The following is a 13,876-nucleotide window of genomic DNA, read 5'->3' on the forward strand; positions in this document are numbered from 1 at the left end:
AATTCTCATGTCTGATCCGAAGTTCGTGCTGGATGACGTCAACATTTACTACGGTGATTTTCACGCGGTACAAAATGTCAACCTCAACATCCCTGCCAAAGCGGTCACGGCTTTTATTGGGCCGTCTGGTTGTGGCAAGTCCACTGTGTTGCGCACGCTGAACCGCATGCACGAGGTTATTCCTGGCGCGAGTGTGAACGGCAAAATTCTGCTGGATGGGCAGGACATCTATGCTAACAACGTCGATCCCGTGGCGGTGCGCATGAATGTGGGCATGGTGTTTCAAAAGGCGAACCCGTTTCCGACGATGTCTATCGAAGAAAACGTGGTTGCTGGTTTGAAGCTGGCCGGGGTGAAAGATAAAAAGCGTCTGCGTGAGGTGGCAGAGCGATCGCTGCGCGGGGCGAATTTGTGGGAAGAGGTCAAAGACCGCCTGGATCAGCCCGGCGCGGGATTATCCGGTGGTCAGCAGCAGCGTCTGTGTATCGCGCGGGCGATTGCTGTGGAGCCAAAGGTGTTGCTGATGGACGAGCCGTGTTCGGCATTGGATCCGATTTCCACGCTGGCCGTAGAAGATTTGATTCATAATTTGAAACGGGATTACACCATTGTCGTGGTCACTCACAATATGCAGCAGGCGGCACGCGTTTCGGATAAAACTGGTTTCTTTTCCTTGGAAGCGACCGGGAAGCCGGGGCACCTGGTGGAATTTTCTGATACGAAAACGATTTTTGAAAACCCCGGGAAAAAAGAAACTGAGGACTATATTGCCGGCCGGTTTGGCTAAAACCTCAAACTGGTGTGGTTAAAACTCCGCGCCGGCGTGGTGAAAGACATTGCGCCGGTGGGATGAAAGACGTTGTGTCGGCGTGGTGAAAACCCTCGCGTCGGCGTCGTGCAAACTCCGAACCGGTAAGTGATAAGGGTAGGGCCGCGGTGATTGTGACCGCGGCTATTTTTCTTGCAGTGCAGGCGACAAAGCTTGCCGTATAGCGGGCAGAAGTTTAATCGATAACGAACTGCGAACGGTGGAACTGCGAGCTCAAAAAGCCCTCGGGGAGTTTCCCGGTGGACAAAAAGACGATGCGCGCGCACACGTTGACGCAGTGATCGGCGTAGCGCTCGTAATAACGAGCCAGCATGGACACATCCACGGCCGCACGTGAACCATGCGCCCAATCATCGGCAGTGGTCAGTGCCAACAGTGCAGCATTGAGCTTGTCGACGGCGTCGTCATCATCATTCATGGCGGTATCAATTCCGCCTGCCGGATCTTTCAGGATCGCGTTGGTTTGCTGCGCCATGTCGTCGACAAGCTCGGATAGCTGCGCGAAATCCGCGGTGACTGGTTCCGGCAACACGCGCTCCGGAAAACGGCGCAGCACCGCTTTGGCGATGTGCGTGGCAAGGGCTGCCATGCGTGTGAAATCCTCCACGATATAAATCGAAGAAACCACCTGGCGTAGCTCCGAAGCAACCGGGCCCTCCAAAGCGAGCAGCTCGAAAGCGCGGGCTTCGCTGCGCTCGCGGATCGGATCCAGATCCTCCGTGCGAGCGACGGCCTGGGTGGCGGGTTCTTGTGCGGCTTCTGGCTGGGCCAGCAACGCCTGCGAAGCCAAGTCCATCACCTGGTGGACGGTGTCGCTGAGTTCAATTATGTCATTGGCAAAATTATGAAGTGTGTCTCGATATGCAGTACGCATAGATACGAGATTAAAAACACAAAGTTGCCGCGAGATTACCTCGCGGCTGGTAAAACGTGAAGTTCGGGAAAACTCTTGGTTATCCCCCAGAATTGATTGCCTCAGCACCGGCGAGCGCGCGGGCATCATCTTGTGGATCATCCAACCAGCCTTCTGGCAGCGCCACCTTCGATGGCGAGCCTTGGCGTCCACGGGCTCCGTCGGCGTCGTCGGCAAGCGCGTCAGAGTCCGCCCAGGGAGCTAGCTCGTCGGCAAGATCCGCCAGGCTAGAAACCTTGGATAGGCGCGCCCGGACCTCACCGCCAACCGGGTAGCCGCGCAGATACCAACCCATGTGCTTGCGCAGATCACGGCAAGCGCGTTCCTCACCCTGGTGCTCACCGAGCAATTCCGCGTGTCGGGTAACGATGGCGGTGAGTTCACCCAAAGTCGGCGGGGCCGGGGGTTGCTCACCGCGCAGGTGGGCAGACAGTTCAGCGAACAGCCACGGCCGACCTAAGCACCCACGTCCGATGACGACGCCGTCGCAGCCGGTGGCTTCCATCATCGCCGAAGCATCCGAGGCCTTGAAAATATCACCATTGCCTAGCACCGGAATTCCCGTGTGTGCCAGGTGCTGTTTCAACGCAGCGATCTGCTCCCAGTCCGCGGTGCCGGAATAACGTTGCGCGGCAGTACGCCCGTGCAGCGCGACCGCCTGGGCACCTTCCTCCACGGCGATGCGGCCGGCGTCGAGATGCGTGTGGTGTTCGTCGTCGATGCCGACACGGAATTTCACGGTTACGGGGATATCGGTGCCTTCGGTGGCTTTGACCGCGGCGGCCACGATCTGGCCGAACAACCGGCGCTTATACGGCAAGGCAGCGCCGCCACCGCGCTTGGTGACCTTCGGCACCGGGCAGCCGAAGTTCATATCAATGTGATCGGCCAGGTCCTCGTCGACGATCATCTTCGCAGCCTGGTAGGTCCATTCTGGATCTACGGTATACAGTTGCAACGAACGCGGAGATTCTTCCGGCGCGAACGTCGTCATGTGTAAGGTTTTTTCGTTGCGTTCGGCCAATGCACGGGCGGTGACCATTTCGCAGACATACAAACCAGAAACTGTGCCGGTTTTCGCGATTTCTTGCTCGCGGCAGAGACGTCGAAAAGCGACATTGGTCACCCCGGCCATGGGGGCGAGGACGACGGGGGAAGAAAGCTGGTGGGGGCCGATTGTTAAGCTCACAGGCCCTATTGTGCTCAACGTTGGGAAATACACCAAACGGCCGCCGGGGCTATCCTGAACGCGGTTCATGAACGCGGCTCATGAACGCGGCGATCACGAACGATGACTGGATCTAGCAGACTATGACATGGATCTATTAAGGCTATGAGCTGTATTAGTATTTATCATGAATACAATCACAGTGACCTCCGCTATACTGTGGTGTCAGAAGCGCTATGCAGACATTGAGTCCCGGCCCCCATGTGGGAATTTGGGCTCTGCCGCTTGCACAGGGCGCACTCGACACGAACGCGAAGTTCACAACCTAACGAAGTTCACAACGTTCAGAACAAGGAGAGATTAACGTGGCTGACCGTATCCTCAACGAATTCTTTAAAGATAAGATCGTTTCCGCTGAACAGGCTGCGGAGCACGTCAACAACGGCGACAAGATCGGCATGTCTGGCTTTACCGGCGCTGGCTACCCGAAAGCCGTTCCTACCGCTATTGCCGACAAAGCGAAAGCAGCCCACGCCAAGGGCGAAGAATTCAAGATCGATCTGTTCACCGGCGCTTCCACCGCGCCAGAGTGCGACGGTGTGCTGGCAGAAGCCAACGCCATTAACTACCGAACCCCTTATAACTCCGACCCAAACCTGCGCAAGCAGTTCAACGCTGGCGAAGCCAAGTACCAGGACATCCACCTGTCTCACCTGGGATTGCAGGTTGAACAGGGCTTTTTTGGCCGCTTCCAGGTAGCTATTATCGAGGCCACCAAGATCACCGAAGACGGGAAGATCGTGCCATCGTCTGCTGTGGGTAACAACCTGGAGTGGATCGACAACGCCGATAAGGTCATCATCGAGGTCAACTCCTGGCAGTCCGAAAACCTCGAGGGCATGCACGACATCTACCAGATTCCACGCAAGCCAAACCGCACCCCAGTGCCGATCGTCAACGTGGGTGACCGTATTGGTTCCCCATACATCGAGATCGACAAGGAAAAGGTTGTCGCTGTCGTCGAAACCGATGCAGCAGACCGCAACGCCCCATTTAGCGAGCCAGATGAAATCTCCGAGAAGATCGCCCAGAACTTCCTGAAGTTCCTGGAAGCTGAGGTCGAAGCGGGACGCCTGGAATACGATCAGTTCATCCTGCAGTCTGGTGTCGGTAACGTGCCCAACGCCGTGATGGCTGGCCTGCTGGACTCCAAGTTCGAAAACATCACCGCTTACACTGAGGTTATCCAGGACGGCATGCTTGACCTGATCGATGCAGGCAAGATGACCGTGGCTTCGGCTACCTCGTTCGCTTTGTCCCCGGAATATGCGGAGAAAATGAACGAGCAGGCAGAAAAGTACCGCGAGCACATCATCCTGCGCCCGCAGCAGATCTCTAACCACCCAGAGGTCATCCGCCGCATGGGCCTGATCTCGTCGAACGGTGCGATTGAGGCCGATATTTACGGCAACATCAATTCCACCAACGTCATGGGCTCCCGCGTGATGAACGGCATCGGTGGTTCCGGCGACTTCACCCGTAACGCCTACATCTCGACGTTCATCTCTCCATCCCGGGCCAAGGGCGGCGCTATCTCCGCGATTGTTCCATTCGCCTCGCATATCGATCACACTGAGCACGACACCATGGTCTTCATTACCGAATACGGCTACGCCGACCTGCGTGGTTTGACCCCGCGTGACCGTGCTGAGAAGATGATCGCGATCGCGCACCCGGATTACCGTGACGAACTGCAGGCATACTTCGATCGTGCTATGAAACAGCAGCACGTCCACACCCCGGTTGACCTGGAAACCGCCTTTGATTTCCAGCGCAACTTCGAAGAGTACGGCGATATGCGCGGCAGGCAGGACTAATTCCTAGCCTTACTACTGGTCGTTGCTAGCTGTAACTAGCTTCCTGTCGGGCTCTGTTGGGCCCCTGACTGACGCCCCAAGCTAGCGTGTTTTGTGTGCACGACTGACACCCTAAGCTAGCGTGCTTTACGCACCTGGCCGGGGTGATTTTGCTTTTTGCTGGGCTGATTTTTGTAGTGTGCCAGGCGCGTTTTGAGCACTGTGCCAGGTGCGTTCAGAGCGCCATGGTAAGGGGGTTTGAGCACTGTCGCAAGGGTGATTTTTAATTATGTTTGGCATGTATTAGCATAGTGATCTGTTGGGCCTTTAGCTCAGTTGGTAGAGCTGCGGACTTTTAATCCGAAGGTCGCGGGTTCGATCCCCGCAGGGCCCACATAACGAGCGCAACCCCCGGTCGGGAAATCGACCGGGGGTTCGCTGTATCTGCTTTGCGCGTGATCCTCGGGGTGAAGTTGAGGGATTATGCGGGGATATGTGACAAAAAGCGCATCTGGTCGGGGCGTCGACCAGAGTATTGGGTCTTTTTTACAAATAGTGAACGAAAAAGGCCACTTTCAGCGGTTCTATTTGTAAAAAGGCACCATAGACATGATTACCGGCGATGGGGTAAACGGATGAAGAAGCAAAAAGCGGGATAAGTAGGGCTATATAGCAAAAGTGCGTCTGGTGGAGGGCACCGGCCAGAGCGTGGTGTGTGATTAAATTCCTACTGAAAGTGCGTGCCGGTCTCGCAGTTGTACATGTGCGAACGGACGCGGGGACCAACTCCTAGTTCTTCCATTGTGGCGGTGGTGTAACAAGGCACATCCCCGAAGTGGGCTTCTAACAGGTCATCGTAGTGCACCCGGTGCCAAGCACTGTTTTTCCACTGCACCATATAGAGGTGGCTTGTTCCTTTCGGTCCGGCAACGGCGAAGTTTCCTTCGCAAGGTTCAACGAAAACCCAGGCGACGTCGTTTGTTTTAATATCCCGTTCTATCGCCTTTATCGTGCACTCTGGGCTGGAACTCTGTCCTTGCATCCACCCGGAGTCGTTACCTCTGAGGCTGTGTCCCGCAGAACTGGTGCCACTCGGGCTAGGTTCTTGCGTAGCAGACGCAGAAGAACCGGCGCTAGCAGATCCGCCGGAATCTGCTGATGAAACAGAAGATTTGGCGCTTGACGGCGTCGTGGGTGACGATGGCGACTCATCCTCGGCTGTGTCTGGCAGAGTCGTAGTCACAGTAGTGGTGACCACGACTTCTTCCGCCTCCGTTAACCCGCACCCTGCTAGAGCCACAGCAAACGTGAGTAATCCGGCAGAGATGCCAGTGATGCCCGTAGGGCGGGAGTGAAAACGCATAAACGCAGTGTAATCCGAGATTCTCAACAGCACAGGCAGGCACACCCGCCCGCGCACATCGAAAACCCCGAGCCCCGAAAATGGGGCTACGGCACCGACGAGTGTGGGCTAGGCACTCATATCCGTACCCGCGGTGGATTCGAATCCCCGCAAGCGCAGGCTATTGCTGACGACGAACACACTCGATAGCGCCATTGCTGCACCGGCGAGCATCGGATTCAACAAACCGAGTGCGGCCAGTGGGATTGCGGCCGTGTTATAAGCAAAAGCCCAGAACAGATTGCCCTTGATGGTACCGAGCGTGCGACGAGACAAGCGAATAGCGTCGGTGGCTGCCCGCAGATCTCCGCGTACCAGCGTGATGTCGGCGGATTCCATCGCCACATCGGTGCCGGTGCCCATCGCCATGCCTAGATCGGCTTGCGCCAGGGCAGGGGCGTCGTTGATACCATCACCGACCATCGCAACCTGATAGCCCTGAGCTTGGTAATCTTCGATCACCGCGACCTTATCTTCTGGCATGACTTCTGCTTTCACATGGTCAATGCCTACTTCGGCCGCGACGGTGTTCGCCACCGCCTGGTTATCGCCGGTCAGCAGCATCGTTTCAATGCCAAGCTCCTGGAATTGCTTGATTGCCGCAGCGCTGGTGGGTTTCACTTGATCGGCCACGGTCAGCACAGCAGCGGGGGTGCCGTCGACAAGCACAGCCAATGCCGTGTGTCCTTGGTGCTGCGCGTCGAAAAACGGCTGCTGCAGCACACCTAGATCTTCGTTCACCGCCAGGCTTGGCTTGCCGACGGCGACCTGACGGCCATCCACCATTCCGCGCACGCCAGCGCTGCGGATGGATTCGAAATTGGTGACCTCGCTGAGGCGACCGTCCGCACGTTTATCTGCTGCTGCCCGGGCGATCGCGCGGCCAATCGGGTGTTCGGATTCGTGTTCCAGGCTTCCGGCGAGGTGCAGCACCTCGCCGCGGTCGACGCCTTCTGCGGTGATGACGTCGGCAAGCTCCATCACGCCGGTGGTGACGGTGCCGGTTTTATCTAGGACGACGCGATCAATGCCGCGGGACTGTTCGAGTACCTCCGGGCCCTTGATCAGTACGCCCATCTGCGCGCCACGGCCGGTGCCCACCAGCAAAGCAGTAGGGGTGGCCAGACCTAGCGCGCACGGGCAGGCGATGATCAGCACGGCAACCGCGGCAGTAAATGCGGCAGGCCAGTCACCATCGATGAGCAGCCACGCGAGCAGCGTGAGGACGGAGACACCGATGACTATGGGTACGAAAATGCCGGAAATTTTATCGGCCAATCGCTGGGCAGAAGCCTTGCCCGATTGTGCGTCTTCGACCATCTTGGCCATCCGCGCCAATTGGGTGTCCGTACCGACCTTCGTGGCACGCACAACCAGCTTGCCGCCACCGACGTTGATCGTGGCGCCAGCGACAGAGTCCTCCGGGCCTGCCTCTACTGGTACGGATTCGCCACTGAGCATCGAGGTATCAATGGTGCTGTGACCGGATACGATCACGCCGTCGGTGGCGATCTTTTCGCCATCGCGGACGACGAATTCATCGCCGACAGCCAGCTCATCGATGCTGATGGTGGCCTCCGAGCCATCGCGCAGCACCGTGACTTCACTGGCACCCAGATCCAGCAGCGCGCGCAAGGCAGAACCAGCGGTGCACTTGGAACGCTTTTCGAAGTATCGACCCAGCAGGATGAAAGTGATCACGCCAGCGGCAACTTCGAGGTAGATGTGGCTGAGCCCGTCGCCACGCGAGACAGTGAAATCAAAACCGTGACGCATGCCAGCATCGCCTGCCGAACCGAAGATGAGCGCGACCAGCGACCACAGCAGCGCCGAGGAGGTGCCCAGCGAAATCAGCGTATCCATGGTCACGCTGCCGTGGCGCAGGTTTTGCCACGTAGCCTTGTGGAACGGCCACCCGGCCCACAGCACGACCGGGAGAGTCAACGCCAATGAGACCCAGCCCCAGTAGTCGAACTGCCACGCCGGAACCATCGCCATCGCAATAACCGGTATGGCTAGCACAACAGACACGAGCAGGCGGCGTCGTAAAGAATTCAGTTCAGTTTCGGCCATCGCATCCTGCGGAGCCTGCGAGCCCGGCGTAGTGGTCTCTGGGATGAGCTCTGCGCCGTAGCCGGTCTTTTCGACGGTGGCGATCAATGTGTCGGCATCCAAGGCATCCGTGCCGCCGGTGATGGTCGCTTTTTCCGTGGCGTAGTTGACCTGTGCCTGCACGCCGTCATGCTTGTTAAGTTTCTTTTCGATGCGTGCTGCACAGGATGCGCACGTCATGCCGGAAATATTCAGCTCGATAGTGGACGTAGTGTTGGTTGGGGACGCAGTGTTGGTTGAGGTGGCAGCGTTGGTTGGGGACGCTGCGTTGGTTGTGGTGGCAGCGTTGGTTGGGGACGGTGACGATGGTGTCGGAGTGGGCATATGGGACATGCTCCTTTGCGCTTGTTTGTGCTTTGCTTTCGCGGTGAGGAGGGCGCAGTTTTATGTGCAGTGCTATGCGCGTTCGGCGGTGTAGCCGGCTTCATCGACAGCGGCGATAATGTCCTGATCAGTAGCTGGGTTTTCTGCGCCTTCGTGAAAGTGCACTGTGAGTACGCCGCTGGCGGAGCTGACATCTAAGCCGGAAACTCCGGACAGTGGGGATACTTCTTCGCGTACGGCTTTTTCGCAATGCTCGCAGCTCATTCCGGTGATTTTGTAGGTTGCTGCTGGATTGGATGCGTTCTTGGTGGACATGATGAGCCTTTCTGTTTGAGCAATCGTTTTGTGGATTCTATACGCCTCATATTATACCCCCATGGGGTATGTGACAAGGATGGGTGATGGTCTGCATTGCTGGTTTTGTAGCAGCCCCCGCGCAATCATCATTCAGTTTCTTCAATGGAGCTGGGCAAGGTAGTAGGCCAGTTCCGCAACCGGCAACGTTGCTGGGGGAGTCCGGCATTGCTGCCAGAACGTCTGGAACAGCCTGGCCAGTCTGGCCAGTCTGGGCAATTAGGGCAACCATGGGCAACCGCATAAACCGCGACAAGATTTCGACGTCACGATGTTTGGGGGTCTGCTAGGCGTCGGCAAGAACCCTGCGCCCGGCATTCAGCGATCCTCTATAGGCCGGAGAAATGTTTTTGCGCTATATCCAAGGTCATTTTGGGCGTTCATAATGTTCAACGAGCAAACACTGGCCGTGGAGGTCCGTATTTCCCGCGAGCTGGCGACCGACTGGAACCGTGTGCCGGTGGCGACGATCGTGCGCAGCGGACCATGGAGTCGGCCGCAGGGGGCGAATAACTTCTCGCAGCCGCATGGTGGCTCCTGACGACGCCGTCATACCGCAACTGACCACTGATGAGACCACCACGATCGTCGAACTTGGCGACGCCGAAGCTGCCGCGCTGCTGGACTAGCTAGCTCTTGACGATCTTGCGGATGGCCTTCATGGCCTCGTCCAGTGTGGCTTCTGCCTGTGGCCCGGATTGGGTTGCGGCATCGGCCACGCACGAATGGATGTGGTCGTTGAGCAAGTCTAGGGAAATATTTTCTAATGCTGAGGTGATTGCGGAGATTTGCGTGATGATGTCGATGCAGTATTGGTCTTCGTTGATCATTCGTTGAATCCCGCGGGTTTGCCCTTCCACGCGGCGTAAACGGGACAGGTAGCGGGATTTATCTGCGCTGTACCCATGCTCGTGGTGGGTGCACGGGCAATGATCGTCGTCCTGCTCGCTGTCCCGGCGCATGTTCTGTGTGTCCGTGGTTTGTGTATCCATGGTCTGTGCGAGTTCTTGTGGGGTATCCGCAGCGCTCATACTCGTAGATTACTGGTTGCTTGCCGCTGCATACAAGCGGCTAAAAATAGTCTATAAACTGCTGTTTTGTGTAATACCATGGTATGTATTAATGTATTGCAAGTCGCCGACACCAAGGAAACGCGGTGTTGAACACGCTAGCCCCCATCGTCTAGCGGCCTAGGACACTGCCCTTTCACGGCAGCGGCACGGGTTCGAATCCCGTTGGGGGTACAAAGAGCTTTCTAAAACTCTTTCACAGTTTGGCCCTGTGGCGCAGTTGGTTAGCGCGCCGCCCTGTCACGGCGGAGGTCGCGGGTTCAAGTCCCGTCAGGGTCGCCAACAAGATCTCGAGTCATCGTTATGGAAACGGTGCCTCGAGATTTTTCTTTCAGTAAGAACCTTGTCATCACCCCTTAGTTTAGGTCCCTTTGAGGTATTTCCTCCGCGCTTTCATGGCGTGAATTATAAGTACGTGACCATCATCAAAAATTAACGCTACAAGTTCAAGTGGCCTAGCGGATTGATCTAGGCCAATCATCAACCATCGCCGTGGATCTTCATCATCGAGTGGGTATGAGCGAAGAACGTGGTTGACAGCGAAAAGTATCGAGGAATCGCTCAGATTATCACGTTCATAATGCTTACGGGCAGATTTGTGCAGGCTAAGCGACATTTGGTCCTTCGACCCATTCGTGAATGGCCCTGCGAATAGCCTCTGATTGCGAAGATAGTCCTTCAACTGCTGCTCGTTTGGTTAGCCTGCCGACCAGATCATCATCGAGCTCGACCGAAATAACTGTTGAAGAATTGTTCATGCTTTCTGGGGGTCCCATTTTCGGCGACGGCAACTGGGATAGATCATAACCAGCTTCTGCTTCGTCGGCCCATGCCTGAATTTGTTCATCAGCGATTGTATGACCATGAATTAGATGCTCTTTCATGGTTTTAACCGTATACAAGATCTCAAGTGGCTGCTGCATTTAATCCCACATTGATTTGCCGGTGCCTCGAGATTTTTCTTTATCAACTCACGCCTAGCTTGTCCGCCATATCGTCGCAGATCTTGCGCAGGACCTCCAGATTTTTCGTGGTCGGGTGCTGGCGACGCTGCGTGTCTTGACTGCACTACGCCCGACGATGACGAACTGATTGCTCGGGAGAGTCGTGTGTAGCGTACGCGCGGCTGCGGCACCGATTCCATTTGATGCTCCAGTGATGACGATGATGTGGGGTGGGGGCAACATTATTGTTAGAGGCACTATTTTGTTAGGCACACTAGGAGCCATAACTTTATGAGCTTAAATTTGAGGCTGAGGAAGGGGTTCGGATGTCAATTTTATGGTGTTTGTAGTGCAGATTTGCTCAGATATGCAACCAAACGGTAGTCTTAACCATCGTGCGCAACGGAGTCTGCACAGGCAGAATCTGAAGTCACACAAAGTTAATAAGGCCCTGTGGCGCAGTTGGTTAGCGCGCCGCCCTGTCACGGCGGAGGTCGCGGGTTCAAGTCCCGTCAGGGTCGCTCAGGAAAATGCTAAGCATTCACGGAAACGTTAATGCTATGATTATTTTCCTTGGCCAGATAGCTCAGTTGGTAGAGCATCCGCCTGAAAAGTGGAAGGTCAGCGGTTCGATCCCGCTTCTGGCCACATCTAGCCCGTCAGAATGTTTACAGAAACATCCTGGCGGGCTTCGTGTATCTCGAATGCAGGGTCGGAACAGGAGTACCAGGAATACTGGCATACTGGGGGCGTCAGGTTTTCCGGCTAGAGGATCACACGATCCACGGAAAATACATGAGCAAAGGAGAGATTTCATGACTGCACATAACCAGCAAATCACCGATAACCCTGCAGAATCCCGCTTTGAATTAACCGTTGACGGCGAGCTGGCGGGTTTTTCTGAATACAAAGACAATGGCGACATCCGCGAGTTTGACCACACCGTGGTACACGAAGAATTTCAAGGCAACGGTCTATCCAAGCCGTTGATCAAATTTAGCCTGGATCACGCCCGGGACAACGGCCTCAAGGTTATTCCTACTTGCCCGGCATACGAGAAATTCTTGCAGAAAAACGAGGAATACCAAGACCTGGTAGCGAAATAAAAACGCTAGCCTGAAACCGCCCTGCAGCGGCTACGCCCATGGGGAGATCCACACGATTACCTTAGGGCGTGCAGGCAGCAGAAAAGCCCGAGCGTAAATACTCGGGCTTTAACCATGCGTGTGGACTACGCGCCGTGCAGCCGCTGGGGCGACTAGTGTGCGGTCATCCTAGATGACAGAGCGAGATGCCTAGATGTAGTAATCCGGGTCGCGAAGTTTTTCACACTCTTCTTTCTTCCGTGGACGCGCCACGGCGGGGATGCCCACGGCAATGCAATCAGCCGGAACATCCTTGGTTACCACGGCATTGCCACCGACCGAGGAATTCTTCCCGATCGTCACCGGGCCTAATACCTTGGCGCCGGCACCGATAACAACATTGTCTTCTAACGTTGGGTGACGCTTGGTCTGGGTGAGCACCTGGCCGCCCAGGGTGACACCGTGATACAACATCACGCCATCACCAATTTCGGCGGTTTCTCCGATGACAATACCCATGCCGTGGTCAATGAAAAAGCGCCGACCGATCTTTGCACCGGGGTGAATTTCAATTCCGGTGAAAAATCGGTTCAACTGCGCCAACACTCGGGCAGGCCCCTTCCAATCGCGCTGCCATAACCAGTGGGCAACGCGATGCGCCCAGATCGCGTGTAGACCTGAATACACGATCGCATTTTCGACGGTACCGCGTGCAGCAGGGTCATGCTCACGGGCATTCTGAAGATCTTCGCGGATGCGGGATACGATCTGGAACATAGACAAGAGCCTAACAGGTGATTAGTCGCGGATGTCTTCGTAGAGCAAGGTGGAAACGTAACGCTCGCCGAAGTCCGGGATGATCACAACGATGTTCTTGCCTTCATTTTCGTCACGGGCTGCAACCTCCAGGGCGGCCTTGATATTGGCGCCAGTGGAAATGCCACCCAGAATGCCGTCGTCAACAGCCAGCTTGCGGGAAGCCTTGACGGCGTCTTCGTTGCTGACGGTGATGACTTCATCCAATGCGGAGCGATCCAGAATCTCTGGGATGAAGTTTGCGCCTAGGCCCTGGATCTTGTGTGGGCCGGCCTTGCCTTCGGTCAACAGTGGGGAAGCGGCTGGTTCAACGGCGATAGCCTTCAGGTCCTGGTTCTTTTCCTTCAGGTACTTGCCTGCACCAGAGATGGTGCCGCCGGTACCGATACCAGCAACGAAGATGTCGACGTTGCCGTCAGTGTCTTCCCAGATTTCTGGGCCAGTGGTCTGGTAGTGCACCTGGACGTTGGCCTCGTTAGCGAACTGGCGGGCCAGGATGGCGTTGTCTTCGGTCTCAGCGATCTCGTTGGCCTTGTCGACGGCGCCCTGCATGCCGGCTGCACCAGGCGTGAGAACAATTTCTGCGCCGTATGCGCGCAGCAGAACGCGACGCTCGTTGGACATGGTTTCTGGCATGGTCAAGATGACCTTGTATCCGCGGGCTGCGCCCACCAGCGCCAGGGCGATACCGGTGTTACCGGAGGTAGCTTCAATAATCGTGCCACCTGGCTTCAGCTGACCGGACTCCTCGGCGGCATCGACAATCGCGCGACCGATGCGGTCTTTCACCGAGTTTGCTGGGTTGAAGGATTCTATCTTCGCGTAGACATTTGCCTTGAGGCCCTTGACGGATTCGTTTAAACGAACCAGTGGGGTGCCACCAATGGTGTCAAGAATGTTGTCGTATACCTTACCCATTTGTTGTTCATCTCCTTTGCGGCTGCAGAGTCTATGCATTGGTCTGTATATGGACTATGCGCGTTACTCTGCAATGAAATAGGGG

The 13,876-nt window shown here is 56.1% G+C and carries 13 protein-coding genes and 5 tRNA genes; 9 read left to right on the forward strand and 9 right to left on the reverse strand.

The genetic code is table 11. The features are described from left to right. The first annotated feature begins 7 nt into the window (after positions 1-7). Positions 8-787, forward strand: a complete 780-nt coding sequence (pstB, locus tag QP888_RS04715; protein ID WP_284812361.1) for a phosphate ABC transporter ATP-binding protein PstB — start codon at positions 8-10, stop codon at positions 785-787. A 217-nt stretch (positions 788-1,004) separates the two neighbouring features. Here pstB and QP888_RS04720 read toward each other — a convergent pair whose 3' ends face one another. Continuing rightward, the gene (locus QP888_RS04720; RefSeq protein ID WP_284812362.1) at positions 1,005-1,703 is read right to left on the reverse strand and encodes a phosphate signaling complex PhoU family protein; all 699 of its coding nucleotides are present in this window, start codon (positions 1,701-1,703) and stop codon (positions 1,005-1,007) included. A gap of 79 nt (positions 1,704-1,782) precedes the next feature. Next, positions 1,783-2,931 (reverse strand): tRNA dihydrouridine synthase DusB, encoded by a 1,149-nt coding sequence (dusB, locus tag QP888_RS04725; RefSeq protein ID WP_284812363.1) that lies wholly within the window; start codon positions 2,929-2,931, stop codon positions 1,783-1,785. Positions 2,932-3,275: 344 nt separating this feature from the next. Between dusB and scpC the strand changes: the two genes are divergently transcribed. Next, positions 3,276-4,787: a succinyl-CoA:acetate CoA-transferase ScpC gene (scpC, locus tag QP888_RS04730; protein ID WP_284812364.1), complete on the forward strand. Its 1,512-nt coding sequence runs from the start codon at positions 3,276-3,278 to the stop codon at positions 4,785-4,787. Between the two features lie 300 nt (positions 4,788-5,087). Next, positions 5,088-5,160: transfer RNA gene (locus tag QP888_RS04735), tRNA-Lys, on the forward strand. A gap of 333 nt (positions 5,161-5,493) precedes the next feature. Here the strand turns inward: QP888_RS04735 and QP888_RS04740 are convergent. From QP888_RS04740 to QP888_RS04750, 3 genes are all read right to left on the reverse strand, one after another. After that, positions 5,494-6,129, reverse strand: a complete 636-nt coding sequence (locus tag QP888_RS04740) for a hypothetical protein (protein WP_284812365.1) — start codon at positions 6,127-6,129, stop codon at positions 5,494-5,496. A 108-nt stretch (positions 6,130-6,237) separates the two neighbouring features. Continuing rightward, entirely contained in the window at positions 6,238-8,604 is a 2,367-nt protein-coding gene (locus QP888_RS04745) for a heavy metal translocating P-type ATPase (protein WP_284812366.1), read from the reverse strand. Between the two features lie 72 nt (positions 8,605-8,676). Beyond that, entirely contained in the window at positions 8,677-8,919 is a 243-nt protein-coding gene (locus tag QP888_RS04750; protein ID WP_284812367.1) for a heavy-metal-associated domain-containing protein, read from the reverse strand. A gap of 424 nt (positions 8,920-9,343) precedes the next feature. Here QP888_RS04750 and QP888_RS04755 point away from each other — a divergent pair, with 424 nt between their 5' ends. Further along, the gene (locus QP888_RS04755) at positions 9,344-9,499 is read left to right on the forward strand and encodes a hypothetical protein (RefSeq protein ID WP_284812368.1); all 156 of its coding nucleotides are present in this window, start codon (positions 9,344-9,346) and stop codon (positions 9,497-9,499) included. Between the two features lie 88 nt (positions 9,500-9,587). Here the strand turns inward: QP888_RS04755 and QP888_RS04760 are convergent, their stop codons facing one another. Beyond that, on the reverse strand, positions 9,588-9,989 hold the full coding sequence (locus QP888_RS04760) for a metal-sensitive transcriptional regulator (protein WP_284812369.1): 402 nt from the start codon (positions 9,987-9,989) through the stop codon (positions 9,588-9,590). Between the two features lie 140 nt (positions 9,990-10,129). Here QP888_RS04760 and QP888_RS04765 point away from each other — a divergent pair. Then, positions 10,130-10,202, forward strand: a tRNA-Glu gene (locus QP888_RS04765). A gap of 31 nt (positions 10,203-10,233) precedes the next feature. Further along, positions 10,234-10,310, forward strand: a tRNA-Asp gene (locus QP888_RS04770). 323 nt (positions 10,311-10,633) lie between these two features. On the opposite strand, the gene QP888_RS04775 is transcribed toward QP888_RS04770, so the two are convergent. Next, positions 10,634-10,951: a ribbon-helix-helix domain-containing protein gene (locus QP888_RS04775; RefSeq protein WP_284812370.1), complete on the reverse strand. Its 318-nt coding sequence runs from the start codon at positions 10,949-10,951 to the stop codon at positions 10,634-10,636. A gap of 468 nt (positions 10,952-11,419) precedes the next feature. On the opposite strand from QP888_RS04775, the gene QP888_RS04785 reads away from it, so the two are divergent. From QP888_RS04785 to QP888_RS04795, 3 genes are all read left to right on the forward strand, one after another. Further along, positions 11,420-11,493: transfer RNA gene (locus QP888_RS04785), tRNA-Asp, on the forward strand. A 54-nt stretch (positions 11,494-11,547) separates the two neighbouring features. Then, positions 11,548-11,620: transfer RNA gene (locus QP888_RS04790), tRNA-Phe, on the forward strand. A gap of 167 nt (positions 11,621-11,787) precedes the next feature. Then, positions 11,788-12,078, forward strand: coding sequence for a GNAT family N-acetyltransferase (locus QP888_RS04795; protein WP_502869113.1), 291 nt, complete (start codon positions 11,788-11,790; stop codon positions 12,076-12,078). A 189-nt stretch (positions 12,079-12,267) separates the two neighbouring features. Here the strand turns inward: QP888_RS04795 and epsC are convergent, their stop codons facing one another. Continuing rightward, on the reverse strand, positions 12,268-12,834 hold the full coding sequence (gene epsC / locus QP888_RS04800) for a serine O-acetyltransferase EpsC (RefSeq protein ID WP_018120848.1): 567 nt from the start codon (positions 12,832-12,834) through the stop codon (positions 12,268-12,270). Positions 12,835-12,855: 21 nt separating this feature from the next. Then, positions 12,856-13,791 (reverse strand): cysteine synthase A, encoded by a 936-nt coding sequence (gene cysK / locus QP888_RS04805; RefSeq protein WP_284812372.1) that lies wholly within the window; start codon positions 13,789-13,791, stop codon positions 12,856-12,858. Positions 13,792-13,876 lie beyond the last annotated feature (85 nt).

Source organism: Corynebacterium sp. MSK297, from assembly GCF_030232885.1.
Lineage (GTDB): Bacteria > Actinomycetota > Actinomycetes > Mycobacteriales > Mycobacteriaceae > Corynebacterium.

Coding starts and splice junctions, on each gene's coding strand:
- pstB (WP_284812361.1), top strand. CDS start 8: ATGTCTGATCCGAAGTTCGTGCTGGATGACGTCAACATTTACTACGGT.
- QP888_RS04720 (WP_284812362.1), bottom strand. CDS start 1,703: ATGCGTACTGCATATCGAGACACACTTCATAATTTTGCCAATGACATA.
- QP888_RS04740 (WP_284812365.1), bottom strand. CDS start 6,129: ATGCGTTTTCACTCCCGCCCTACGGGCATCACTGGCATCTCTGCCGGA.
- QP888_RS04745 (WP_284812366.1), bottom strand. CDS start 8,604: ATGCCCACTCCGACACCATCGTCACCGTCCCCAACCAACGCTGCCACC.
- QP888_RS04750 (WP_284812367.1), bottom strand. CDS start 8,919: ATGTCCACCAAGAACGCATCCAATCCAGCAGCAACCTACAAAATCACC.
- QP888_RS04755 (WP_284812368.1), top strand. CDS start 9,344: ATGTTCAACGAGCAAACACTGGCCGTGGAGGTCCGTATTTCCCGCGAG.
- QP888_RS04760 (WP_284812369.1), bottom strand. CDS start 9,989: ATGAGCGCTGCGGATACCCCACAAGAACTCGCACAGACCATGGATACA.
- QP888_RS04775 (WP_284812370.1), bottom strand. CDS start 10,951: ATGCAGCAGCCACTTGAGATCTTGTATACGGTTAAAACCATGAAAGAG.
- QP888_RS04795 (WP_502869113.1), top strand. CDS start 11,788: ATGACTGCACATAACCAGCAAATCACCGATAACCCTGCAGAATCCCGC.
- epsC (WP_018120848.1), bottom strand. CDS start 12,834: ATGTTCCAGATCGTATCCCGCATCCGCGAAGATCTTCAGAATGCCCGT.
- cysK (WP_284812372.1), bottom strand. CDS start 13,791: ATGGGTAAGGTATACGACAACATTCTTGACACCATTGGTGGCACCCCA.